Below are 25648 nucleotides of genomic sequence, written 5' to 3'. Positions count from 1 at the left end.
GGGCCAGCCCCTCAGCGGGCGACGATCTGCCAACTGCCGTCGTCGTTGCGGATCACGCAGGCACCCTCGGTCAGACGCGGCAGCACCCGTGTCACCCCCGGCGGCGTTGCCTGTCGCACCTCGGCCGGGCACAGCGGCAGGGTCACCGGGTCATAGCCCTTTTCACTCATGCAAAGCTGGGTCACCCGCGCGCGCAGTCCCGCGTTCACGTCGACGGTATAGATCGGCCCGTCGACCCAATGCCCCGGCCGGACGTGGCATTCGCCTTTCGGGTTGCAGATGCGCCGCCCCGGCACGAAGGTCGGCGGAGACTGGCGGATCTGGGTGGCCACCGGCGCTTCGCGCAGCGCGCGAACCTCGCATCGGGTGGTGTCGTCCTGCATCCGCGCCACAGAAACGCCGGGTTGATAATACAGCGACATCGGCGCGCAACCGACGAGGAACAGGGCGGAACAGATCAGGCGTGCAGCAGGTCTCATGGCATTAGAATGCCGCAGAGTGGGAAGCGGTACAATTGAATTGACCGTTCCGGGGGCATCTGTCATTCAAAACCCCTGTCGGCAGGGAAGCATTATAGATGAAAGTCATCATTTGCGGTGCGGGGCAGGTGGGTTGGCAGATCGCCCGCCACCTATCGGGGGAACACAACGACGTCACGGTCGTGGACAACAACCCCGACCTGGTTCGCCGGGCCACGGAAGCGCTGGACGTGCAGGGCATTGCCGGATTTGCCAGCTACCCGGACGTGCTTGACCGGGCCGGCGCGCGCGACGCTGACATGCTGATCGCCGCCACCCATTCGGACGAGGTCAACATGGTCACCTGCCAGGTAGCCCATTCGGTGTTCTCGATCCAGCGCAAGGTCGCCCGGCTCAGGGCGCAATCCTACCTGACCGCGATTTACTCCGACCTGTATCGTCGCGAACACATGCCCATCGACGTGGTGATCAGCCCCGAGCGCGAGGTGGCCGCCGCCGCGATGCAGCGCCTCTCGGCGCCCGCGGCCTTCGATACCGAGACCTTCATGGACGGGCGGGCACAGTTGCTGGGCGTGATGGTGGATGAAAACTGCCCGATCGTGAACACGCCGCTGCGCCAGTTGACCGACCTGTTCTCGACCCTTCGGGCGATCGTCGTCGGGGTGCGGCGCGACGGCACCCTGTTCGCGCCCGAGCCGGACGACCAGCTGTTCATCGGCGACAGTTGTTACGTCTTTTCCCATGTCGAGGACGTGGACCGAACGCTCGAGGTGTTCGGCAAGACCCAGAAAACCCAGAACCGGGTGGTCATCGTCGGGGGGGGCAACGTCGGGCTGGAGGTGGCGCACGCGCTTGAAAAACGCCGGACCCGGACCCGCGTCAAGGTGATCGAGCGCAACCGTGCCCAGGCCGAGCGAGCGGCCGAGGCGCTGGAACGCACCATCGTGCTCAACGGCGACGGGCTGGATTCGGGCCTGCTCAAGGAGGCCGGGATCGAACGCGCCGACGCCATGCTGGCGATCACCGACGACGACAAGACCAACATGCTGTCGGCGGTCCGCGCCAAGGCCGAGGGCTGTCCGCTGGCGATCGCGCTGATCAACGATCCGACGCTGGTGCCGCTGATGGAGCCGCTGGGCATCGACGCCTATATCAACCCGCGCGCCACCACCGTCAGCTCGATCCTGCGCCATATCCGCCACGGGCGGGTGCGTCAGGTCTATTCCATCGGGGACGCCGAGGCCGAGATGATCGAGGCCGAGGTGTTGTCGACCTCGCCGATGGCGGGACAGAAGCTGGGCGATATCGACTTTCCCGAGGGGGTGCTGGTCGGTGCGGTCGGCAAGGGCGACAAGGTGCTGCGCCCGGCCGGCGAGCTGCGGATCGAGGAGGGCGACGTGGTGGCGATCTTTGCCATGGCCGCCGACGTGCCCGAGGTCGAGCGGCTGCTGCAGGTCTCGATCGACTTCTTCTGACCATGGCGACGCGCAGCAAACCCGGGCTCGTGATGCGGTTGCCGTTGTTCCTGATGATCTGGGGGATCGCGGCGCTGTCGATGTGGGTGCCCGCGATCCATGCCGAGATCCGCAAGAACCACCTGGTGTCGCAGAACTTCTTCTTTGCCGGGTTGCTCGGTCTCGTCGGGGTCACCTTGATCGCACTGGCACTGGGGCGCGGGGGACCGCGCCACGGCAGCCTGGGGCAATTGCTGGCACTGCTGGGGACCTTTGCCCTGTTGCCGCTTTTCCTGGCGCTGCCGTTCTATGAGGCCCTGCAGACCACCACCTATCTGAACGCCTATTTCGACATGGTCAGCGCGATTACCACCACCGGCGCCAACCTGTTTGAAGATCCGGCGCGGCTTGACGGTGCATTGCACTTGTGGCGGGCGCAGGTCGGCTGGATGGGGGGGCTGGTGATGTGGATTGCCGCCTCGGCCATCCTGGCACCGCTGTCGCTGGGCGGCTTCGAAGTGACCGCGCGGGGACAGCCGGGCCGCGCCGCGGCGACGCCCAACGCGCTGGCCGGGGTCGATCCGCGCCGCAGGCTGGTCCGGATAACGGCCACCCTGACGCCGGTCTATGCCGGGCTGACGGTGGTGGTCTGGGTCATGCTGCTGATCTCGGGGGAAACCGGGCTCACCGCGCTGTGTCACGCGATGTCGGTGATGGCGACCTCGGGGATCTCGCCGGTCGGCGGATTGTCCGGCGCGGCCAGCGGAATCTGGGGCGAGGCGATCCTGTTCCTGTTCATGTTCTTCGCCCTGTCCCGCCTGACCTTTTCGACCGATACCGCGACGGTCAAGCGCGCCAACCTCGCCACCGACCCGGAGTTCCGCACCGGGCTGCTGATCATCCTGGGCATTCCGTTGCTGCTGTTCCTGCGGCACTGGCTGGCCGCGCTGGACGTGAGCAGCGACGGGCATCCGTTGTTGGCCCTCGAAGCCTGGTGGGGGGCGATGTTCACGGTGATGTCGTTCCTGACCACCACCGGGTTCGAAAGCGTGTTCTGGGACGAGGCCGGGCAATGGTCGGGGCTGAACACACCGGGCCTGATCCTGTTGGGGCTGTCGGTGATCGGCGGCGGCGTCGCCACGACGGCCGGTGGGGTCAAGCTGTTGCGGGTCTATGCGCTCTACCTCAACGGGTTGCGCGAGATGGAGCGGCTGGTTCACCCCAGTTCGGTCAGCGGCGAAGGACGCTACAACCGACGGATCCAGAAGAACGGCGCCTTCATCGCCTGGATTTTCTTCATGATGTTCGCGCTGACGCTGACGCTGGTCTGCGTGGTGCTCTCGGCGCTGGGGCTGAGTTTCGACCAAGCCATCGTGCTGAGCATCGCCGCGCTCTCGACCACCGGGCCGCTGATCGACGTGGCCGCCGACACGCCGATCCGGCTGGCCGAACTGGGCGGGCTGGCCAAGGTGGTGCTCTGCGCAACAATGGTTTTGGGCCGGCTCGAAACCCTCGCGATCATTGCGCTGATCACCCCGGATCTGTGGCGGAATTGATCCCTTGGGGGAAAACTGGCCGCGTATTTGTACGTTTTCGGCTGGAAACTCCCCGAACCTCGCTTCATACTCCTTCGGAACGGGCGCGTTGGTCCGCAGCGCGTGGCAAGAACAAAGGCGAGATTTCAACAAATGGCTTCGGACAGACAGAACCTGCAGGACGCGTTCCTGAACCACGTCAGAAAAACCAAGGTTCCGGTCACGATTTTTCTGATCAACGGCGTCAAATTGCAGGGCGTCATCACCTGGTTTGACAATTTCTGCGTGCTGCTGCGCCGCGACGGCCAGTCACAGCTTGTCTACAAGCATGCGATCTCGACCATCATGCCGGCCCAACCGATCAGCCTGTACGAGGGCGAAGACGCCTCTTGATGGACCACGAGACGGAAGCCACCCGCGCTTGGGTGCTGCATCCTGACATCAAATCCGATGCAGACCGCCGGGATCCGGGACCGGCGCTGGAGGAGGCTGTCGCGCTTGCGGCGGCGCTGCCGGGCCTTGAGGTCGCCGGCGGCGAGGTGGTGCGCCTGCCACGCGCCCAGCCCGGCCACCTGTTCGGCTCCGGAAAGATCGAGGAACTCGGCGCCAGGTTCGAGGCCAACGAGGTCGAGCTGGTTCTGATCGACGGGCCGGTCAGCCCGGTGCAGCAGCGCAATCTCGAAAAGGACTGGGGCGTCAAGATCCTCGACCGGACCGGGTTGATCCTGGAAATCTTCAGCGATCGCGCCCGCACCCGGGAGGGTGTGCTGCAGGTCGAGATGGCCGCGCTGTCCTATCAACGCACCCGGCTGGTCCGCGCCTGGACCCACCTGGAGCGTCAGCGCGGCGGACTCGGGTTCGTCGGCGGACCCGGCGAGACCCAGATCGAGGCGGACCGCCGCGCCATCGACGATCAGTTGGTGCGGTTGCGCCGGCAACTCGACAAGGTGGTGAAAACCCGTGAGCTGCACCGCAAGGCGCGCGCCAAGGTGCCCTATCCGATCGTGGCGCTGGTGGGCTATACCAACGCCGGAAAATCGACCCTGTTCAACCGGTTGACCGGCGCCGAGGTCATGGCCAAGGACATGCTGTTCGCCACCCTCGATCCGACCATGCGGCGGGTCCAGCTTCCGGACGGGCCGGAGGTGATCCTTTCCGATACCGTGGGGTTCATCTCGGACCTGCCGACCGAACTGGTCGCCGCCTTCCGCGCCACGCTGGAAGAGGTGCTGGCCGCCGACCTGATCGTGCATGTGCGCGACATCAGCCACGCCGGTACCGAGGAACAGGCACGGGACGTCGAGACGATCCTCGCGTCGCTTGGCGTGACCGATGCGCGCCCGAGGCTGGAGGTCTGGAACAAGATCGACCAGCTGGACCCAGCCGAGCGCGAGGCGGTACAGGCCCGCGCGGCGCGCAGTGACACCACCTTCGCCCTGTCCGCCCAGACCGGCGAGGGGATGGAGCCGCTGCTCGTCGCGATCGCGCAGACCTTGCAGGGCGCGCGGCATGAGACCCGGCTGCACCTGGGGTTCTCCGAGGGGCGCAAACGGGCCTGGCTTTTCGCGCAGGACGTGGTGCAGGAAGAACAGCAGACCGAAGAGGGGTTCGACCTCACGGTCTACTGGACCGCCCGGCAAGAGGCGCAGTACGGCGCGCTTTAACCCTCGTCGGCGTCCGCCTTCCTTGCGAGCCGGCCCAGGGTCACTGACGCGGCCAGCGGTCCGATCAGCTCAAAGGCGATGGTCGTGCCTACCGCCATCGCCATGATCGTTGACCCGTAAGCGGGAAACAGCTCGGCCGCGATCAGCGCCATGCCGATGGCGACGCCGGCCTGCGGCAACAGGGCAGGGCCATACCATTTGCGCTCCCGTACCGGTTCCCCGGCCAGCGATGCGCCCAGCCAGCCGCCCAACATGCGCGCGGCGATCCGCAGCACCGCATAGGCCAGCCCCGCGGGGCCGACCAGCAGCAAGCCCTCGGCGTCCAGCGAGGCGCCGGCAAAAATGAAGAACATGATCATGAACGGCCATTGCAGGTGTTCGATCTCGTGAAAGGCGCGGGTGTGGTGGCGGGCCAGGTTGACGATCACCGTGCCCACCGTCATCCCCGCGATCAGATAGGACAGCTCGAGCCAGATCGCGAGACCGGCGGTGACAAAGACCAGCCCCAGCGCCTCGATCCGCAGCGGCTCGCCCTTGGACAGCCGCCCGGTCAGCAGTGCGGCGGGCACCCCGATCGCCAGCCCCAGCAGGAGAGAACCGGCCACTTCGACCAACGACAGTTGCAACACCACGAAGGACCATTCGCCCCCGTCCAGCGCGCGGGCCAGCACGATGACCAGGCTGAACACGATCAGCCCCCAGGCGTCGTCGATTGCGACGATGCCCTTGAGCGTATGGGTAAAGCGGTTTTCCACCCCGGTCTGGTGGATCACGTCATAAGTGGCGGCCGGATCGGTGGCCGTGGCCAGCGCCCCCAGCACCAGCGCCGCCGCCAACGGCAACCCGACCAGCCAGAGGCCCGCCGCCACCAATGGCAAGGTCACCAGCACGATGGAGAGCGAGATCAGCACGATCGCCTTGCCATTGGCGCGCAGCGCCTTCAGTGACAGTTCGCCGCCCAGCAGAAAGGCCACCATGGTCAGCGCGATGATCGAGATCACCGGGCTGAGTTCGGTCAGCAGGACCGGCATCAGGTCGAAGCCGGTCGTTCCGGCCAGCAATCCGCAGCCCAGCAGAAGCGTCACCCGTGGCAACCGGGTTCGATGGCCCAGCGCGTCGGCGGCCAGCCCGGCCAGGAACAGCACCCCCAGGGACATGAGGGCAGAGGCCAGGTCGCCGGGCGGGGCCAGTGTCATTGCGGGATCAGCCGCGTGATCCCGACCGAGGCGGCGCGTGCCAGTTCCGCATCCAGCGACATCGGGATATACTCGCCGCGCCGCCACAACTGGGCCAGGTCGTCATAGTGGCGTGACAGGAAATGCCCTGATTGCCCGGTCGATATGATGAACACCGAGCTGTCCGGATCGGCGAGGTCATAGACCCCGCGATACCCCGCGCCATGCACGTTCAAGAACGGATCGGGGTCCTCGCCCGAGGTGCGGCCGCGTTGCAGCGTGTTGTCGCCGCCGCTGGTCGACTGGCGGATGTTGACGAAATAGCGCAGCACCGGCACCTCGCCCAGCACCGGGTGATCATGGGTGGCCTGGTGCGCATCGCCCCAGCGCAGGCTTTCCAGCGCGCCGCCGAAGTGTTCCCCGATCCAGACCAGCGCATCGTCCAGCGCAAGCCGCGCCATGTCGGTGCAGGTCTCGCGCGGGGCGCTCTGGCGCACGTCGCACCAGATGCCGGCGCCGTCGATGTCGCGGTAGACCCGCTCGATGAACACCGGGTCCACGTGCTTGTATTCGTCGGCCAGCGGGCCAAGCTCATCCTCGATCAGCCGGGTCTGCAGGGCGCGCAGCCAGGCGGCATAAATCAGCGGTTCGGGCAGGTGTTCGTTCATCTCGCCGTTCCATTCGGCCAGCAGCGAAAGCGCGATCTGCCGTTGCCGTTCGGGGGTGCCATCGGGCGCGGCCTCGCCGGTGAACCACAGGTCGGCCCCGATCAGCGGCAGCAGCGAGCGGGCAGTAAAGCTCACGGTGTCGAGCTGCGCCTCGATGAAGCTGTCGCGGGTATGGACCTGGCGCGCCTGCATCAGCCGTTGCCAGCGGTTGATGCGCTGGGTGTCGCCCCAGAGATAGGAGACGTGGTTGGGAAACGGGCGCTCGAGTATCTTGTTGTTGGTATTGCCCAGGATCCCGCCGCGCGGGCTGACGAACTCCGGATTCGAGGCATAGGGCTGTCGACTCTGCCAGCGGTTCTCGGCCCGCCATCCCTGGACCGGAAGCCGCCCCTTGCTTTGCTGCCGCGGGTCGCGCCGGGGCACCGCGCCGATGGTCTTGAGGGCGATGGTCTCGCGGTCGATCAGCATCAGGTTCTGCGACGGCGCGATATAGCGTTCACCGGCGGCGATCGCCTCTTGCACCGTCTGGGCCCGCATCAGGGCCATCGCCGCGCTCACGGTGGTGTCCTGCGGGTCAAGCGCTGTCCAGCCCAGGGCGGCGACATGGCCGGGCGGCGTCACGGTTCCCAGGTTGTAGTGGCTGCCGGGCAGGACCGGTCCGTTCTCGGTCCAGCGCAGGGTCAGGGTGATGGGCGTGGAATCCTTGATCTTGATGATCGAGGGGCGGCTTTCGAACCGCTTGTAGCCGTCCGGGGTGAGGTATTCATCCGTGTTCTCCGGGTTCACCTTTTCGATGAACACGTCCTGATCGTCGAGATAGGACGAGGTGACGCCCCAGCCCAGCTTTCTGCTGCGTCCGCTCAGGATCGCCGGGAACCCCGGGATGGTGGCGCCGATCACGCCGCCGCTTTGCAACTCGATCCGCGCGAGGTACCAGGTCGAGGGTGCGGAAAAGCCCAGGTGCGGGTCATTGGCCAGCAACGTGCCCCCCGAGGCCGAGCGCGACGGTGCGGCGGCCCAGGCGTTGGAGGCGCCGGCCAGCCCGCGCCGCGGGAACGGTGACAGCGGATCGTCGGAAACCGGCGTCCCTTGGGCATAGCGCGGCAGGCCTGGGAACATCTGCGCGTATTCCGGCAGCGCGGCGATGCCGGTGCCCGGCGCGTCGGGCAGGATGTCGCGCAGCCGCGCATTGTCATCCAGCATCAGCGCGGTGCGCGCGCGCAACACCTCTTCCTCCAGGTGGCCCGAGAGTTGCAGGCTCATCAGCTTGATGATCGCCAGCGAATCCGCCGGATGCCAAGGCGCGACCGGGGCGTTGAACAGGAACATCTCGGGGGCGCCGCGTCCCAGTGCCTCATCGTTGATCTCGTTGAGACGGGCGTTGACCCCGGCGGAATAAGCCTCGAGCGCGGCGGTGGTGTAGTCGTCTTGCGCGGAGACCGATTGCTGCGCCAGGCGGTACAGGTCAAGCCGGCGCAACAGCCGGTCGATGCGCACGGTGCGGGCGCCGAACACCTCGGACAGCCGCCCTTGCACGGTCCGGCGCAGGGTCGTCATCTGCCAGAGCCGGTCCTGCGCATGCGCATACCCAAGGCCGAAAAACACGTCCGGGTCGCTGTCACCGAAGATATGCGGCACATTGGCGTTGTCGCGGATGATCTCGACCGGCGCGGAGAGGCCCGCGACCTTTTCGGTCTGGTCATAGTCGGGCAGGGATTGGTTAGCCAGGTAATAGACAAGCCCGATTGCAAGCACCACCAGCACCACCAGGCCGGCGGCGATCCGCAGCAACCAACGAAAAATCAACCCCATACGTCCCCCTGCATGCCGCGCCTGCCTGCTTTTCCGGGCGAGGAATGCACCACCCGGAGGCCGTGATCAACCTAGGCGATATGGTCGGGCAGCGAAAGCCATCGCCGCTGCCCTGCGGCGCGATTTCCTAGGGAATGATCCGGGTGTACTTGGTGCCTTCCAGCGTCGCGCCCACGCGCAGGCCGGCCTGACCGAAAATGGCGGCGATGATCGGCGACCGCATCGTGTTGGTGTCCGCGGCGATGGAGTCACCCTCGTCCTTGATCACGTATTCCAGGTCGCCGCCGGCGGCCCAGCCGGACGAGCGGCGGAATTCAAGCAGCGCGTCCTCGGTCATGAAGAACAGCACATGGGCGTATTGTTGGGCGCCGATCTGGAACCCGGCGCTGCCCTTGACGGTGGAATAGTAATCGACGGTAACGCCATTGACCCGCAGCGCGCCGCGGCCATAGGCCCCGCCCAGCCCGAGGCCGGCCTCGGTGACCAGCGGCATCACCAGCATGCCGGTGGATTTCTCGGCCAGCACCACCGTGTTGGGATAGCGCGCGTACATCTGGTTCAGCGTCGCGTCGACGCGGGCGTCGATCTTGGCCGCCTTGTTGGTGCCCACGCCGTTGCCGCAGGCTGCGGTCACGCCGAGGGCGGAAAGGGCGGAAAGGGCAAACCCGCGTCGGGTCAGCCGATGGGATTGGATCGCGTTGTTCATTGGACTTTTGCCTGTTGTTGACCTGCTCTGACCGGTTTTTCGGCCTTGGGCGTGGTTATACGCGCAACCCGCGCGCCTGTCACGCCGCAACGGGCCCGGATGCGCGGGTTGTTGCCCTTGCCCGGCGGGTCTGTGGGCGCCGTCGCGGGTCAGAGAAGGAAATCCCCGGCCTCCAGAACGTCCAGATCCCGCAACTCCAGACCGAAATCGGCCGCGCCGTCGCCGTCGCAGTCGGCGAGGACCATGAGGTGGCGGCCATTGACGTCGTAACGCAGCTCTCCGGTGGTCTCCGAGAACGCATCCTTGCCGATGAAATTCAGCGCACCACCCACCAGCCCGCTGAGGTCGATGATGTCCTCGCCGGGGGTGAAATCGAGGATCCGGTCGGGCAGGGCGGCCGCGGCGGAACTGTCGTCGCGACTCTGGAAGACAAAGCTGTCATCCCCGGCGCCACCGGTCATCACGTCGCGCCCCGCGCCGCCGATCAGGGTATCGTCGCCGCGGCCGCCATAGAGCGTGTCCTTGCCCTTCAACCCCAGCAGCAGATCGTCGCCCTTGTTGCCGTATCCGGTGTCCCGGCCCGCGCCGCCACGCAGGGTGTCGGCGCCAAGCCGCCCGTTCAACGTATCGTCGCCGCCGCCACCCTTGAGCGTGTCGGCACCGCGCCCGCCGGCCAGCACATCGTCGCCGGATTTCCCGATCAGCCGGTCGTCCCCGGTCAGCCCGTTGAGCCTGTCGTCGCCGGCATTGCCGATCAGGCGGTTGTCAGCCTGGTTGCCGCGCAAATGGTCGTCGCCGGAACCGCCCGTGGCATTCTCGATCAGCGAGCGCGGGTCATCCTCATGCAGGAGTGCGTTGTAGATATTGCCCGAGGCAGTGTTCCCCCGCCCCAGGTTGGCCAGTTGTGCCGCCGCGAACACGGATGCGGCGCCGGGCGCCAGGTCGATCGACAGGTCGGTGTCATAAGCCCTGAGGTCATAGGTGTCGGTGCCGCCGCCGTCCCAGATGGTGGCAAAGATTCGGTTGGCGCCGGGATCGATCGCGACCCCACCGTCGACCAGGGTGTCGCCGCTGGCCGGGGTCCAGCGATAGACCGTATCGCCGGAATTGGTGCTGTAATCCGCGCCGTAAAGATGTTGCAACGCGGCGATGTCGAGCATCATGTAGCTCTGCGCATAGCCCCAGGTTTCGTTGGTATAGCCGTTGGTCGGGCCGCCCACATAGGGGCGATATGTCATCAGCGTGTATTCCATCGCGTCGTAGGCGGTCGGCAGCGCGCCGAAAGAGCCGTAATCATGCCCGTGTTCGAGGCCGAGCGCATGGCCGATCTCGTGCAGCACGGTGACATGGGCGTAATTTCCCGCCCGCGCGGTGGAAAAGTCGACCGAGACATTGGAGAGCCAGACATCCCCGCCGGCCGCCGACCATTGGGGGAAATAACTCCAGGCTGTGCCGTAGGAAAACGGGTCCGAGGTGGTTTCGGCAACGCGGACATGGGCGTTTGCGAGAGCGGTCGGTTTCACCCTGATGGTGGTGAACCCTTCGAGCGAGAATCCGTCGTTGGCCGCGGTCCCGGCCGCCTTGTCCAGCGCGAACCGGGCCGTGCTCTGGATGCTGGAGGAGGCCGTGTAGGCGCCCGCACTCTCTCCGTTGCCGTAGCTGCCCCCGTATTCACCGGGGCCGTCGGGAAAGCTGTAAGTCAGGGGCAGGTCCGACCACCGCTGCGTATAGAGGATGCCGTCGATCCGGTCATCCCCGGTGGCCAAGACCCCGGTGGTTGAATGCCCGGTTCCGCTCATTCATCCATCCTCCGCTGGTTGCCGGCGCGCCCGGACCCGGCCGACGTCAGCCGTTCAGCGCCCGCGCCACCTCTGGTGCGAAATAGGTCAGGATGCCGTCGCATCCAGCCCGTTTGAATGCCATCAGGCTTTCCACCATCACCTTGTCGCCGTCGATCCAGCCGTTCTGCGCCGCTGCCTGGATCATCGCGTATTCGCCCGAAACCTGGTAGGCGAAGGTCGGCACGCCGAACATGTCCTTGGTGCGCCGGCAAATGTCCAGATAAGGCAGGCCCGGCTTGATCATCACCATGTCGGCGCCCTCACTCAGGTCGCGCTCGATCAGGCGCAGCGCCTCGTCGGAATTGGCCGGGTCCATCTGATAGGTCTTCTTGTCGCCGGTCAGCGCGCCCGAGGCGCCCACCGCATCGCGGAACGGGCCGTAAAAGGCACTGGCGTATTTCGCGGCGTAGGACAGGATCATCACCCGTTGGTGGCCCTCGGCCTCGAGCGCGCGGCGCATGGCGCCGATGCGTCCGTCCATCATGTCCGAGGGGCCTATGATATCGGCCCCGGCCTCGGCCTGGGCCAGCGTCATCTTGACCAGTGCCTCGACGGTTCGGTCGTTCACGATCTCGTTATCGACGACGAAACCGTCATGGCCATTGATGTTGTAGGGGTCGAGCGCCACGTCGGTCATCACCGCCATCTCCGGCACCGCATCCTTGATGGCGCGGATCGCGCGGTTGCTCAGGTTGTCGGGGTTCCAGGCCTCGGCGCAATCCTCGGTTTTCAGGCTGGGGTCGGTATAGGGAAACAGGCAGATCGCGGGAATGCCCAGGGCATGCGCCTCTTTCGCCGCCTTGGCGATCAGGTCGACGCTGCGCCGCATCACACCGGGCATCGAGGCGACCGGCTCTTCCACGCCGGTGCCGTCGCGCACGAACACCGGCCAGATCAGGTCGGCGACGCTCAGCGTGTTTTCGGCCACCAGAGCGCGGACCGCCGGGCTTTGGCGGGCGCGGCGCGGACGGGCTGCGGGAAACGGGGCAATCGTGGGTTTCATGGCGCGGACTCCTTGAACAATTCCGTATGGGGTGGCATGGAAAACCGTCCCCCACAAGGGTAACAATGGACGCGCCCGAGTTGGCGCAGGGGCGACGGCGGCGCGGAAAGGGCAGGGCGGTTGGACTGGTACACAACGGTTTTCGAATTGATCGACATGCGGTCGTTCTCGAACCTCTGGTTCTGGATCGCGCTGGCGGTCGTCTGGTCCTCGGCCAGCCACTGGGTGCTGGGCGTACCCTATGACATGGTGTTGCGTGCCCGCCGCAACGGCGGCCAGGCCGAGCGTGACCTTGAGGATATCGCCCGGGTCAACGTGAACCGGCTGCTGTACATCGGGCGGGTCTCGGGCTCCTGGCTGGTGGGAATCATGTTTTTCCTGCTGTCGACACTGCTGACAATGGGGTTCGTCTACCGGGTCGAGTTTGCCCAGGCCTTGTTCCTGCTGGCCGCGCCGCTGTCGGTGGTTGCGGCCCTGAACGCAGCCACCGCCCGGCGGATCAAAGGCGAACAGGCCCATGGCCCGCTGCTGTACAAGCGGTTGGCGCGCTGCCGGCTTTACACCCAGATGATCGGGATGCTGTCGATCTTCGTCACGGCGCTCTGGGGGATGTACCAAAACCTGTCGCTGGGCGTTCTGGGATAACGCGCAGCGAACGAGAGGCGAAAGCGGATGACCGAAGCCAGCCACATCACCGTGGGCGGCGCGCCCGAAGGGTTCGACGCGCAGCTGATCCTGAAAGAGATCGCGAAGACCGGTGCGCCGGTCCTTCATGTCGCACGCGACGACAAGCGGATGGAAGCGATGCGCGCCGCGCTGGCCTTCTTCGCGCCCGAGATGCCGGTGATCGCCTTTCCTGGGTGGGATTGCCTGCCCTATGACCGGGTGTCGCCCAACGCCAATATCTCGGCCGCCCGGATGGCGACGCTGGCGGCGCTGGTGCACCAGATGCCGCAGCAATTCGTCCTGCTGACCACGCTGAACGCCGCCAGCCAGAGGGTGCCCGCACGCGAGGTCCTGCGAGAGGCTGCCTTTACCGCCCGCGTCGGGCACCGGGTGGACGAGGCCGCTCTGCGGGCCTTTCTGGTGCGCATGGGGTTCAGCCAGAGCCCCACGGTGACCGAGCCGGGCGATTACGCGGTGCGCGGTGGCATTATCGACATCTATCCGCCGGGGAACGCGGGGCCGGTGCGGCTCGATCTTTTCGGCGACGTGCTCGACGGCGCGCGCCGGTTCGATCCCGCGACCCAGCGCACCACCGAGAAACTCGACGTGGTCGAGCTTGCCCCGGTGAGCGAGGTGATCCTCGACGACGCCGCGATCCTGCGATTTCGCCAGAACTACCGGATCGAATTCGGGGCCGCCGGCACCGACGACCCGCTGTACGAGGCGGTCAGCGCCGGACGCAAGCACCAGGGGATCGAACACTGGCTGCCGTTCTTTCACGAGCGGCTGGAAACCCTGTTCGACTACCTGCCCGGCGCCACGGTGACGCTGGACGACCAGGTGACCCCGTCGCGGCTGGCGCGCTGGGACAGCATCGCCGACCAGTACGAGACACGGCGGCTGGCGATGCAGGCCAAGTCGCGCCTCGACACCGTGTACAAGCCGATCCCGCCTGACCTGCTGTTTCTCGACGATGCGGCCTGGGAGGCCTCGGTCGCGGGCCGGCGGAGGCTCCAGTTCAACCCGCTGCCGCAGGCCAGCGGACCCGGGGTGATCGACGCGGGCGGACGCATCGGGCGCAATTTCGCGCCGGAACGACAACAGGAAAATATCAGCCTTTTTGGTGCCCTGGCGGACCATATTCGCGCAAAGCTTGAGAAGGGTTCGGTGCTGGTCGCCTCCTATTCCGAGGGCGCGCGTGAACGCCTGTCCGGGCTGATCGAGGACGAGGGGCTGGCCGAAACTGTCGACGTGCCCAGCGGCTCGCGGATCGGCAAGCGCGGGTTGCACCTGGCGGTCTGGGCGCTGGAACACGGGTTCGAAACCCCGGATCTGACGGTGATCGCGGAACAGGACGTTCTGGGCGACCGGCTGATCCGGGCGCCCAAGAAACGCCGCAAGGCCGAGAATTTCCTGACCGAGGCGCAATCGCTGTCGCCGGGCGACCTGGTGGTGCATGTGGATCACGGCATCGGCCGGTATCACGGGCTGGAGGTGATCACCGCCGCCGGCGCGGCCCATGAATGCCTGTTGCTGGAATACGCCGAGGACGCACGGCTGTACCTGCCGGTCGAGAACATCGAGCTGCTGTCGCGCTATGGTCACGAAGAGGGGCTGCTCGACAGGCTCGGCGGTGGCGCCTGGCAGGCCAAGAAGGCCAAGCTCAAGGAACGCATCCGCGAGATGGCCGACCGGTTGATCCGGGTAGCCGCCGAACGCGCCCTGCGCCGCGCGCCGGTGCTGGAGGCCGAACACCACGCATGGGAGGCTTTTTGCGCCCGCTTTCCGTACCAGGAAACCGATGATCAGCTTGCCGCCATTTCCGACGTGCTCGGCGACATGGACAGCGGCTCGCCGATGGACCGGTTGATTTGCGGCGACGTCGGTTTCGGCAAGACCGAGGTGGCGATGCGCGCCGCCTTCGTTGCCGCCATGTCCGGCACCCAGGTCGCGGTGATCGCCCCCACCACGCTGCTGGCGCGACAGCATTATGCCAGCTTTGCCGAGAGGTTCCGCGGCTTTCCTCTTGCGGTGCGTCAACTCAGCCGATTCGTCACCAGCGGCGATGCGCAGAAGACCCGAGAGGGCCTGGCCAAAGGCACGGTGGATATCGTGATCGGCACCCATGCACTTTTGGCCAAGGGCATTCGCTTCAAGAATCTCGGGCTGCTGATCATCGACGAAGAGCAGCATTTCGGCGTGTCGCACAAGGAGCGGCTGAAACAGCTGCGCTCGGACATCCACGTGCTGACCCTGACCGCCACGCCGATCCCGCGCACGCTGCAATTGTCGCTGTCCGGGGTGCGGGATCTCTCGATCATCGGCACGCCGCCGGTCGACCGATTGGCGATCCGCACCTATGTCAGCGAGTTCGACGCGGTGACCATCCGCGAGGCGTTGCTGCGCGAGCATTATCGCGGCGGCCAGAGTTTTTACGTGGTGCCGCGCGTCTCGGACCTGCCCGAGATCGAGGCCTTTTTGCGCGACCAGGTGCCCGAGGTCAGTTTCATCACCGCCCATGGCCAGATGGCGGCGGGCGAGCTGGATGACCGGATGAACGCCTTTTACGACGGAAAATACGACGTGCTTCTGGCCACGACTATCGTGGAGAGCGGCCTCGACATTCCGACCGCCAACACCATGATCGTGCATCGCGCCGACATGTTCGGTCTGTCGCAGCTTTACCAGATCCGGGGCCGGGTGGGCCGGTCCAAGACCCGCGCCTATGCCTATCTCACCACCAAGCCGCGCGCGAAACTGACCGCCACGGCCGAGAAACGCCTGCGGGTGCTGGGCAGCCTGGACACCCTTGGCGCCGGTTTCACCCTGGCCAGCCAGGATCTCGATATTCGCGGCGCCGGCAACCTGCTGGGCGAGGAACAGTCGGGCCAGATGCGCGACGTCGGCTATGAGCTGTATCAATCCATGCTCGAGGAGGCGATCGCCAAGATCCGCGCCGGCGAGATGGAGGGGTTGAGCGAGGCCGACGACCAATGGGCGCCCCAGATCAACCTTGGCGTTCCGGTCCTGATCCCTGAGGATTTCGTGCCCGATCTCGACGTGCGCCTCGGCCTGTATCGCCGTCTGTCCTCGCTGACCACCAAGGTGGAGCTGGAGGGCTTTGCCGCCGAGCTGATCGACCGGTTCGGCAAACTGCCGAAAGAGGTCAACACGCTGTTGCTGGTGGTGCGGATCAAGGCGATGTGCAAACGCGCCGGTATCGCCAAGCTGGACGGCGGGCCCAAGGGGGCGACGATCCAGTTCCACAACGACAAGTTCGCCTCGCCCGCCGGGCTGGTGGAGTTCGTGCAGGCGCAAAACGGGCTGGCCAAGATCAAGGACAACAAGATCGTCGTGCGCCGCGACTGGCGCAAGGACAGCGACAAGATCAAGGGCGCCTTTGCCATCGCGCGCGACCTGGCCGAAAAGCTGGCGGCAGAGAAGAAAAAGGTAAAACCGGCCAAGGCCTGAGCCGGACAGGTCGCGCTCGGGGGCAGGGCGGGTAACGCCCGAAAACCGCTCACTTCAACAGCGCGGCAGCCTCCCCGATCAAACGGCTTGCATGTAGCAATCGGGCCGACAGAGATCGCCGGTGCCGGTGTGCCAACCACAGGTCGTGCCATCGTCGCCGCGGCAATTGCGCGACGGTCAGGAGTTCCTTTCGGTTGAACACCTCGACGCCACTTCGGGGCAACAGGGTATAGCCGATCCCCTGCGCGACAGGGGCGGGGATCTGGCCAATCTGGTTCACAAAGGCCCGGACACGCAACCGGTCCGCGCCCGGATAGGCATCCGGGAAATTGAGGTTCAGCAGATCGTCCGCATAGGCATAGCCGTCCGGGTGGGCGATAAACCCGCGAGCGTCCAGATCGGCGAAGGTCGGCGCGACGCCGGATGCCTCAGCCGGCAGGATCAGGCAGAGCTCCTCGCGGCCCAGATGCTGTGCCTCCAACCGGGGATGGCCCGGATCGGCCCCCAGCACACCCAGGTCGAAACGATCCTCCAGCAGGCCCGCGCGCACATCGGCCTGTGGCGCGGCCTCAAGATGGATGACAAGATCGGGCGCCGCGCGCATCCAGCGAAGCAGGACCGGGTAAAGCAGCCCCGCGAAACTCCCCGAACAGGCGATCCGGACCTCGCCCGCATCCCTGTCATCCGTCTCGATCACTTCGCGGAGCCGTTTCTCCTCGGCGCGGCGGGATCGGCCCAGCGCGAAGACCGCCTCGCCGACCGGGGTGAGGATGAACCCCTTTCCCTGTCGCGTGATCAGGCTTTGGCCCACCTGTGCTTCGATCTTTGCCAGATGCTGAGACACGCCCGGTTGCGTCATGTTCAGCCGATCCGCCGCGTGCGTGAAATGCCCGGTTTCACAAAGCGTGGTGAAGGTTTCGAGCCATTTGGAGTTCAGCATGCGGGCGCAAACATTTTATTATGATTTTCATTCCAAGTGATAATTTCATGTTTCTTCTCATCTTGTCTACCCAAGCGATGACAACCCTTGAAAGGAAACCCCGATGACCCCGACCCCGCGCACGTTCTCGCATATCGGCCTGTCCGTTCCCGACCTGGACGCGGCCGTGAAGTTCTATTCCCAAGTCCTTGGATTCTACGTCGTCATGCAACCCTCACAGGCTGTCGAGGACGACAGCGCGATCGGGGTGATGTGCACCGACGTGTTCGGCTCCGGGTGGGGATCGCTCCGGATCGCGCATCTGTCCACCGCCGACGGGATCGGCATCGAGATTTTCGAGTTTCCGGGCAATTTCGCCCCCGAGGACAAGCTGGATTACCGGCGCCACGGCACATTTCACTTCGCGGTGCAGGATCCGGATGTCGAGGGCCTCGCAGAGCGCATCGTCGCGGCCGGTGGCCGTCAGCGGATGCCGGTGCGGTTGTATTTCCCGGGCAAGAAGCCGTACCGCATGGTCTATGTCGAGGACCCGTTCGGAATTGTCTTCGAACTCTATAGCCATGGCTATGAGCTGACCTATTCAGCCGGCGCCTACGAATGATCGAACCGGTCGGCCCGGGGAGAACTCGGGCCGACGCCTGGCCGCGCCCGACGTCAGATGTCCGTGTCGAGCACCAGGCCAAAGGCATGCCAAGCCGCGACGGCTTGCGGGCGGGTGACGATCAACGTAAAGGCGTCCTCCCCGGTCCGGTACAGGATCGCGGGCAGGCCGAACAGCAGGCGGGCGGCGGATTTCGACGGCAGGTCGAGCGACAGCTCGGCCCCGGTGCGCAGGAACTCCATCGCGGCACTCCCGGTGACCGAGAACGCGTGGTACCCGTCGGTCATGTCGGAACACCCGATCCCTTGCGCCGCGTCCCATCCGTCAGGGCGGGCGGGGCCGTTCACCTCCAGAATACGATCGCGTCGCAGGGCCACGGCATATGCAGCCCCGGGCGCGATATCCGGCCAGCCTATGACGGGCAGGTCAGAGCCCGCCAGCGCGCGCGTGCCGTTTACCGATGTCAGCCGATCCAGCGGCAGGGTGGCTATGGTCAGGCCGGGGGCCTGCAGTACCTCGTCCGATGAAAACGGTGCATCCCACTTCTGGCTGTCGTCACGCATGAATACGGGCTCCTTCCGGATCGAATGCCACCGGCGAGGCGATGGTCGCTACGCGGGTCTTGCCAAGGTGATAGACGCTCACGTTCTCACCCATCCGCTCGGTGCCGCGTGCGACCAGGGCCAGTGCAATGGGCCGGCCTAGTGTCGGGCTGTGATAGCTTGAGGTGACAATCCCGACCGAGCGTTTTCCCTCGACCAGATGGGCGCCGGTCGGCAGCGGATTGTCGCCCTCGGGCACGGTCAGCCCGACCAGTTGACGGCGCGCCGGATCGTTGCCGACCTCGGTATGCAACGAACGATCCCCGACGAAGGCGGCGGATTTCTTAAGGCGTGGACCGCCGAATCCCAGGTCCTGCGGCATCGTCTCGCCATCGGTATCCTTGCCGATGATGATAAAGCCCTTTTCGGCCCGCAGGATCGACAGCGCCTCGATCCCGAACGGCCCGACGCCATGGGGTTTGCCGGCCACCACCATCGCATCCCACAGCGCCCCGGCGCGGGACGCGGGCACCGACATCTCGAAGCTGATCTCGCCGGTGAAACTGACCCGCGCGATCCGCATCGGCGCTCCGTCCCAATCGCATTCCCGAAAGGTCATATGCGGGAACGCCTCGGCCGACAGGTCGATCGGCAGGCCAAGGGTCGCGACCATCTCGCGGGCCTTCTGGCCGGTCACGGTCACGGTCGCCCAGTGGTTCGTGGAATCCTGCACAAAGACCCGGTCGGGATCGTTGCCGTCCTGCCGCCAGCTTTCCAACAGCCCGGTCACACCTTCGGCATGGCTCGACGAGCAGGAGATCACGAAGCGATCCTTGTCAAAGCGGAACAGGATCCCGTCGTCGAAGACGACCCCGCTTTCGGTCAGCAGGAAGCCATAGCGGAGCGATCCCGGTTTCAGCGTCTTGACGGTATTGTAATAGACGAAATTCACGAAGGCCTCGGCATCCGGCCCCATCACCTCGATCTTGCCCAGCGGCGAGGCATCCAGGATACCGCCCGCGTCGCGCACCATGCGCACCTCGTCGTGGATCGCCTCGTGACCGGGTTTCGATCCGTACCACGCCGGACGCAGCCAACCGCCGTACTCTCCCAGCGCGGCGCCGGCGGAGCGGTGGGTGTTCTCCAGCGCGAGCCGCTTGAGCGGGTGGAAATTCTGCCCCCTGTGGGTGCCGTGATACAGTTCCACCGGAACCGGCACGAACGGCGGGCGAAAGGTGGTGGTGCCGACCTCGGGGATGGTCTTGCCCCGCAGGGCCGCCATCGCCGCAAGCCCGGCGACGTTCGAGGTCTTGCCCTGATCACCCGCCATGCCCAGCGTGGTATAGCGTTTGAGATGTTCGACCGACACGAAGTTCTCGCGCTCGGCCAGTTCGATGTCCTCCAGCGTCACGTCATGCTGAAAGTCGATCCACTGGCGCCCCTTGCTGCCGGGGGTCGGCAGTACCGGCGTCAGGGAGAAGGTCGGTGACAACTCGGGCACCGGTTCGCCCCGGGCGACGGCGCGGGCCTCGATCAGGGCGGCGTCCAGGTCGAAGGTGCCGTTGGCGGCTCCGACCGCCGCCATACCGGCGGGGGCGGCCCCGGGCACGAAGGCCGCGAGGCTCTCCTTCCAGTCCAGCTTGCCGCCCGCATGGCGCCACAGGTGGACCAGCGGCGACCAGCCAGCCGAGGCCAGCACCGTATCGACCTTTTGGCCACGCCCGCCCTGTTCCAGCCGCGTGACGCCCTTGCGGCCCTTTGCAATCATCGGTCCGGCGGCCGGATCGAAGACACAGACCGTGGCCCCGGCCGCCTCGAGCTGCGCTGTCGCTTGCGCAACAAGGCTGTGGTTCGCCGCGATGGCGATCGTCTTGCCGACCAGCGCGCCATAACGCCCGAGGTATTCCAGCCCGGCCTCCAGCCCCATCACGCCGGGCAGGTCGTTGTTGGCGAAGGTCACCGGGCGATCAATGGCGCCGGTCGCCATGATGCAGGCCCTGGCGCGCAGCCGATACAACGTCGGCGCCCGGTCCAGGTCATGGGTTTCGATCAGGCCGAACATGCCGTGATCAAAGGCCCCGAACGCCGTCGTATTCGTCAGGATACGCCCGCCCGCCGCCTTGATCGCATCGCACCTGTCACGAACCCAATCGTCGGGCGCGAGGCCCTCGATGTCCTGTCCGCGCCGGTAAAGCCCGCCGCCGGCTTCGGGATGATCCTCGACCAGCCAGACGGATTTGCCCATCCGGGCCGCCGCTTCGGCCGCCGCAAGCCCGGCTGCGCCGCCCCCGATGACCAGCAAGTCACAGTCGCCATGGGTCTGGGCAGAGCTGTACCCCTCGATCTCGTCCGCGGTCACCGCGCCGAGGCCCGCCATCTTGCGGATCATCGGTTCGAACAGGTGCCAGTCGGGGAACATGAAGGTCTTGTAGTAGAAACCGGCCTTGAGCCAGGGGTGGAGCAGGTCCAGCCCGCCTTTCACATCGTGCTGCGCATTGGGCCAGGCGTTGACCGACCGCAGCTGCATCCCGTCCTGCAAGGCGGTCGTCGTTCCCAGAACGTTGGGCAGGGTGCCTCGTGCGGTGGCGACCGAAAAAATCGCGTTCGGCTCATCGACCCACGCGCCCCAGACCGACCGGGGGCGGTGGTACTTGAAACTGCGCGCCAGGATCCGCACCCCGTTCGCCAGCAGCGCCGAGGTCAGCGTATCGCCTTCGTGCCCCTGGTAGGACTTGCCGTCGAAGGTGAAAGTCAGGCGGCTGGACCGGTCGATCAGACCGCCGGCCTTTGTGCGTGTCCCGGTCATTCTGCGTCTTTCCTCAAGCTTTGGGTCCCCAGAACCTCCATCGTCACGCTGTCCCGCTCTAGGATGAACATTTCCGAGCAGGGCAGGTGCAGCCAGACCTCGCGCGTCACGCCTTTTTCGTTGCGTTGGTCGTATTGGTAGCTGCTCCAATCGTCCGCGCTCACCTCGCGGGTGGTATCCGGGCGCAGCTTTCCGGCCTCGGCGGCGAAATGAAACTCGCGCTCGTTTCTCAGGCCGCAAAAGGGACAGGGAAAGTGTTGCATGTCGTCTCCTTCAGTGCGCGATGCCGGATGCGGCGGCTTCGTCGATCAGCCGTCCGGTGATGAAACGGCGCCGATCGAAGGGGCGGCTGATCTCGTGATGTTCGCCGGTCGCGAGCAGATGCGCCAACAGCCAGCCCCCCGCCGGGATCGCCTTGAACCCGCCGGTGCCCCAGCCGCAGTTCAGGTACAGCCCGTCGACACCCGACGGCCCGATGATGGGAGAGCTGTCCGGGGTGACATCGACGATGCCGGCCCAATGGCGCAGCAGCTTGACCTTGGCCAGCATCGGCGCCATCTCCACCAGCCCCGCAAGCACCGCCTCCTGCATAGGAAGATTGCCGCGCTGCCCATAGGAGGGAACCCGATCCAGACCGCCGCCAATGACAAGGCCGCCCTTGTCGGACTGGCTGAAATAGGTGCCATAGGCGGGCGAGAAGGCGACCGTGTCGATCACCGGCTTCACCGCCTCGGACACGAATGCTTGCAGCGCATAGGAGGTGATCGGCAGCGACAGGCCCGCCATCCTGGCGATGGTCGAACTGTGACCGGCGACGGCGGCCCCGACCACGCCGGCCCGGATTTCGCCCTTGGTGGTGTTGACGCCGACCACCTTGCCGGCCTCCATGATGAAATCGGTGACTTCGCAGTTCTGGATGATGTCGACGCCAGCCTTGCTTGCCGCGCGGGCAAAGCCCCAGGCCACCGCGTCATGCCGCCCGGTGCCGGCCCGCTTTTGCCAGGTCGCGCCATGGATCGGATAGCGGGCGTCCGGCGAAAAGTTGAGCAGCGGCGCGCGCGCACGCACCTCTTCGGCGGTCAGAAGCTCGGCGTCGGCACCGTTGAGCTGCATCGCGTTCACGTTCCGCGCCGCCATCTCGGCCTCCGGCTCGGAGTGATGCAGCACCAGCATCCCGCGCTGCGAGAACATGACATTGAAATTGAGGTCCCGCGACAGCCCCTCGTACAGCCGAAGCGCGAAATCGTAGAGCGCCGTGCTTTCGGGGTAGTAGTAGTTCGAGCGGATGACGGTGGTGTTCCGGCCGGTGTTGCCGCCGCCGAGCCAGCCTTTTTCGATCACCGCGACATTGGTCAGGCCGTGGTTCCTGGCCAGGTAGTAGGCGGTCGCAAGACCATGCCCGCCGCCGCCGACGACAATGACGTCATAGCTGCGCTTGGGGGTCGGGTCATTCCAGGCTTTCGCCCACCCCCTTTGCCCACGCAGCCCTTCGCGGAACACCGAAAATGCAGAGTAATGAGAAGTCACGCCATCCTCGCTCGTTGCGTCAGCAGGGGTGAAAATAGCCGATCACGTCCCTTTTGCAATGGATAATGTCCATTCCTGTACACAGCGGATTGGAATCGCGTGCACACCTGCCACCGACATAGCGCCAGAGAGGTTCATGATAGTCCAGTGTTTCATATGAAACCGGCAGGCTCTGTCCAGCGAGCTGGACCCGTGAAAGCAATTATGGACAGAACTGTACCTTTATCCTAACCTCCGCCAGAGTTGCACATGTCAAATCAGGGAGTGCGAATGAAATCCTCATATCAGGCCGTCGTCATCGGCGGCGGAGTCGTGGGCGCCTCGGTGCTTTATCACTTAACCAAGTTCGGCTGGCACGACGTGGCCCTGGTCGAGCGGAGCGAACTCACCGCCGGCTCCACCTGGCACGCGGCTGCCGGATTTCACGCCCTGAACGGCGACCCGAACATCGCCGCGCTGCAGGACTACACGATCAAGCTGTACCGGCAGATCGAGGAAGAAAGCGGCGTGAGTTGCGGTCTGCACATGACCGGTGGCGTGAACCTGGCGACCAACGCGGCGCGCTGGGAACAGACCAAGGCCGGCTGGGCCACCTTCAAGGCGCTCGGCGTCGACACCGCGCAACTGCTCGGCCCGAAAGAGGTCGAGGAACTCACCAAGGGGGTCATCAAGACGTCCGACGTTCTGGGCGGCCTTTACGATTCGAACGAAGGCTACCTTGACCCGAACGGGGCGACACATGCCTATGCCACCGCCGCGAAAAAGCGCGGCGCCGACGTGATCCTGCGCAACCGGGTCACCGCGTTGAACCAACGCGCCGACGGCAGTTGGGACGTGGTGACCGAGCAGGGCACGATCCACACCGAACACGTGATCAACTGCGGCGGCCTCTGGGCCAAGCAGCTTGGCCGCATGGTCGGCGTCGACCTGCCTGTCACGCCGATGGAACACCATTATCTCATCACCGAGAAATGGGATGCGCTCACTGCCTTCGAGGGCGAGATGCCGATCGTCGTCGACCCGGAAGGCTACACCTATACCCGGCAGGAACGCGACGGGCTGCTGCTTGGCGTGTACGAGACCAAGGCGGTTCACTGGAACATGGACGGGGCGCCCTGGGATTACGGCATGGACCTGATCCCGGAAAACATCGACCGGATCGGCGAGGAACTGTCGCTTGGGTTCGAACGGTTTCCCGGTCTGGACAGCGTCGGCATCAAGCGGTGGGTCAACGGGGCCTTTACCTTTGCGCCTGACGGCAACCCGCTTGTCGGCCCGACCGGCCCGCGCGGCTACTGGGTGGCCTGCGGCGTGATGGCGGGCTTTTCGCAGGGCGGCGGTGTCGGCAAGGCACTGGCGGAATGGATGATCAACGGCGAGCCGCAAGAGGACATCTACGGCATGGACGTGGCTCGCTTCGGGCTGCACCAGTCGAACAAGGAATACATCCGCCAGACCACCGCCCAATTCTATTCGCGCCGCTTCGTCCTGACCTATCCCAACGAACAGCTGCCGGCGGGTCGCAAGCTCAAGGTTCCGGGTGCTTTCGAGGGCATGGATGCGGCGGGCGCCCGTTGGGGCACCAGCTGGGGCCTCGAAATCCCGCTCTACTTCGCACCGAAGGATTTCGAGGAACCCGGCACCATGAAACGGTCCGAAGCCGCGCCGTTCATCGAGGCCGAGTGCAAGGCCACGCAAGAGGCGGTCGGGCTGCTCGATATCTCGGGCTTTGCGCGCTATCGCATCACCGGCAAGGATGCCAAGGCATGGCTCGACCGGGTCGTGGCCAGCAAGCTGCCGGAACCGGGGCGCGTGAAACTGGCGGTGATGTTGGGGCAGGAGGGTCGCCTGAAGGGGGACATGACCTGTTTCAACTGGGGCGGTGGCGAATACTGGCTGATGGGCTCCTATTACCTGCGGGCCTTCCATAAGCGCTGGTTCGACCTGAACAGCGACGGATTCGACGTGCAAATCGAGGATATCTCGGACGCGCTGACCGGGTTCTCGCTCAACGGTCCCCGGACCTTTGAACTTCTGTCGCGGATCACCGACACCGATCTGTCGGACCTCAAGATGATGCGCTGCATGGAGGCCGACCTCGGTCTGTACCGGGTGAAGGTCGCGCGGCTGTCGCTTTCGGGAGAGGTCGCGGTCGAGATTACCGGCTCGGTCACTCAGCACGCGCTGTTGCGCAAGATGCTGCTCGAGGCCGGCAAGGATCTCGGCATCCGGGAGATCGGGTTCCAGGCCATGTTCTCGATGCGGCTCGAAAAGAGCATCGGCATCTGGAACGCCGAGTTCACGCAAGGTTACACGCCGAAGATGACCAAGATGGAGCGTTGGATCGACACATCCAAACAGGGGTTCATCGGCCAACAGGCCGCCCTGGACGCGGGCGATCCCGACAGGATCCTCGTGACGCTCGAGGTCGAGGAGGGCGACGCCGATGCCATCGGGTTCGAGCCGGTCTGGCATGAAGGCAAGGTCATCGGCATGACCACCTCGGGCGCCTATGGCTATCGCGTCGGCAAAAGCCTCGCCATGGCCCTGATCGACCCCAAGCTGGCGACGGCGGGACAGACTGTCATGGTCCATATCGTTGGTGAGGAACGCGCCGCGAAGGTCATCGCGGACTCTCCCTACGATCCGACCGGCGGCAGGATGCGCGCCTGAGGTCGAAAGCTTGCCACCACCGAGCTCCGGTGGTGGCTTCTTGCCGCGTCAAAGTCTCTGATGAATGGACCCGCTGAAGGCGCGA

Annotated in this window: 19 protein-coding genes; 8 read left to right on the top strand and 11 right to left on the bottom strand. The window is 65.5% G+C overall.

Annotated features, from left to right (window positions below):
* Positions 1 to 11: 11 nt before the first annotated feature.
* Entirely contained in the window at positions 12 to 479 is a 468-nt protein-coding gene (locus tag ABWV23_RS00780; protein WP_353343917.1) for a hypothetical protein, read from the bottom strand.
* A gap of 98 nt (positions 480 to 577) precedes the next feature.
* Here ABWV23_RS00780 and trkA point away from each other — a divergent pair, with 98 nt between their 5' ends.
* The 4 genes from trkA (at position 578) to hflX (ending at position 5132) form a co-directional block, all read left to right on the top strand.
* The gene (trkA, locus tag ABWV23_RS00775) at positions 578 to 1954 is read left to right on the top strand and encodes a Trk system potassium transporter TrkA (RefSeq protein ID WP_353343915.1); all 1377 of its coding nucleotides are present in this window, start codon (positions 578 to 580) and stop codon (positions 1952 to 1954) included.
* Positions 1955 to 1956: 2 nt separating this feature from the next.
* Positions 1957 to 3489: a TrkH family potassium uptake protein gene (locus ABWV23_RS00770; protein WP_353343913.1), complete on the top strand. Its 1533-nt coding sequence runs from the start codon at positions 1957 to 1959 to the stop codon at positions 3487 to 3489.
* Between the two features lie 132 nt (positions 3490 to 3621).
* Positions 3622 to 3861 carry an RNA chaperone Hfq gene (hfq, locus tag ABWV23_RS00765; RefSeq protein WP_008204623.1) on the top strand — a complete coding sequence of 80 codons (240 nt, stop codon included), beginning with the start codon at positions 3622 to 3624 and terminating at the stop codon, positions 3859 to 3861.
* Positions 3861 to 5132: a GTPase HflX gene (gene hflX, locus ABWV23_RS00760; RefSeq protein ID WP_353343911.1), complete on the top strand. Its 1272-nt coding sequence runs from the start codon at positions 3861 to 3863 to the stop codon at positions 5130 to 5132. The genes hfq and hflX overlap by 1 nt, the downstream gene beginning before the upstream one ends.
* Here hflX and ABWV23_RS00755 read toward each other — a convergent pair.
* The 5 genes from ABWV23_RS00755 to hemB all read right to left on the bottom strand — a co-directional run bounded on the left by ABWV23_RS00755 (position 5129) and on the right by hemB (position 12337).
* A complete protein-coding gene (locus tag ABWV23_RS00755) occupies positions 5129 to 6328 on the bottom strand; it encodes a cation:proton antiporter (protein WP_353343909.1) in 1200 nt (399 codons plus the stop codon). The genes hflX and ABWV23_RS00755 overlap by 4 nt on opposite strands.
* The gene (locus ABWV23_RS00750; protein WP_353343907.1) at positions 6325 to 8787 is read right to left on the bottom strand and encodes a penicillin acylase family protein; all 2463 of its coding nucleotides are present in this window, start codon (positions 8785 to 8787) and stop codon (positions 6325 to 6327) included. Before ABWV23_RS00750 ends, ABWV23_RS00755 begins: the two co-directional genes overlap by 4 nt.
* A gap of 127 nt (positions 8788 to 8914) precedes the next feature.
* On the bottom strand, positions 8915 to 9493 hold the full coding sequence (locus ABWV23_RS00745; protein WP_353343905.1) for a lipid-binding SYLF domain-containing protein: 579 nt from the start codon (positions 9491 to 9493) through the stop codon (positions 8915 to 8917).
* A gap of 149 nt (positions 9494 to 9642) precedes the next feature.
* Entirely contained in the window at positions 9643 to 11292 is a 1650-nt protein-coding gene (locus tag ABWV23_RS00740; RefSeq protein WP_353343903.1) for a M10 family metallopeptidase C-terminal domain-containing protein, read from the bottom strand.
* Between the two features lie 46 nt (positions 11293 to 11338).
* Entirely contained in the window at positions 11339 to 12337 is a 999-nt protein-coding gene (hemB, locus tag ABWV23_RS00735) for a porphobilinogen synthase (RefSeq protein ID WP_353343901.1), read from the bottom strand.
* A gap of 120 nt (positions 12338 to 12457) precedes the next feature.
* On the opposite strand from hemB, the gene ABWV23_RS00730 reads away from it, so the two are divergent.
* On the top strand, positions 12458 to 12982 hold the full coding sequence (locus tag ABWV23_RS00730) for a component of SufBCD complex (protein WP_353343899.1): 525 nt from the start codon (positions 12458 to 12460) through the stop codon (positions 12980 to 12982).
* A 27-nt stretch (positions 12983 to 13009) separates the two neighbouring features.
* Positions 13010 to 16474 carry a transcription-repair coupling factor gene (gene mfd, locus ABWV23_RS00725; protein WP_353343897.1) on the top strand — a complete coding sequence of 1155 codons (3465 nt, stop codon included), beginning with the start codon at positions 13010 to 13012 and terminating at the stop codon, positions 16472 to 16474.
* 49 nt (positions 16475 to 16523) lie between these two features.
* Here the strand turns inward: mfd and ABWV23_RS00720 are convergent, their stop codons facing one another.
* The gene (locus ABWV23_RS00720; protein WP_353343895.1) at positions 16524 to 17414 is read right to left on the bottom strand and encodes a LysR family transcriptional regulator; all 891 of its coding nucleotides are present in this window, start codon (positions 17412 to 17414) and stop codon (positions 16524 to 16526) included.
* Positions 17415 to 17517: 103 nt separating this feature from the next.
* On the opposite strand from ABWV23_RS00720, the gene ABWV23_RS00715 reads away from it, so the two are divergent.
* Positions 17518 to 18015, top strand: a complete 498-nt coding sequence (locus tag ABWV23_RS00715) for a lactoylglutathione lyase family protein (protein WP_353343893.1) — start codon at positions 17518 to 17520, stop codon at positions 18013 to 18015.
* Between the two features lie 53 nt (positions 18016 to 18068).
* Here the strand turns inward: ABWV23_RS00715 and ABWV23_RS00710 are convergent, their stop codons facing one another.
* From ABWV23_RS00710 to ABWV23_RS00695, 4 genes are read right to left on the bottom strand one after another with little or no spacing between them, the layout of a single operon-like run.
* Entirely contained in the window at positions 18069 to 18578 is a 510-nt protein-coding gene (locus ABWV23_RS00710; protein ID WP_353343891.1) for a hypothetical protein, read from the bottom strand.
* Positions 18571 to 21363, bottom strand: a complete 2793-nt coding sequence (locus tag ABWV23_RS00705; protein ID WP_353343889.1) for a 2Fe-2S iron-sulfur cluster-binding protein — start codon at positions 21361 to 21363, stop codon at positions 18571 to 18573. The genes ABWV23_RS00710 and ABWV23_RS00705 overlap by 8 nt, the downstream gene beginning before the upstream one ends.
* Entirely contained in the window at positions 21360 to 21626 is a 267-nt protein-coding gene (locus ABWV23_RS00700; RefSeq protein ID WP_353343887.1) for a sarcosine oxidase subunit delta, read from the bottom strand. The genes ABWV23_RS00705 and ABWV23_RS00700 overlap by 4 nt, the downstream gene beginning before the upstream one ends.
* 10 nt (positions 21627 to 21636) lie before the next feature.
* Positions 21637 to 22890 carry a sarcosine oxidase subunit beta family protein gene (locus ABWV23_RS00695; RefSeq protein WP_353343885.1) on the bottom strand — a complete coding sequence of 418 codons (1254 nt, stop codon included), beginning with the start codon at positions 22888 to 22890 and terminating at the stop codon, positions 21637 to 21639.
* 270 nt (positions 22891 to 23160) lie between these two features.
* Between ABWV23_RS00695 and ABWV23_RS00690 the strand changes: the two genes are divergently transcribed.
* Positions 23161 to 25563 (top strand): GcvT family protein, encoded by a 2403-nt coding sequence (locus tag ABWV23_RS00690; RefSeq protein WP_353343883.1) that lies wholly within the window; start codon positions 23161 to 23163, stop codon positions 25561 to 25563.
* Positions 25564 to 25648 lie beyond the last annotated feature (85 nt).

It is taken from the genome of Aquicoccus sp. SU-CL01552, from assembly GCF_040365005.1.
GTDB lineage: Bacteria > Pseudomonadota > Alphaproteobacteria > Rhodobacterales > Rhodobacteraceae > Antarcticimicrobium.
This window is presented reverse-complemented; position numbering and strand designations above follow the sequence as displayed.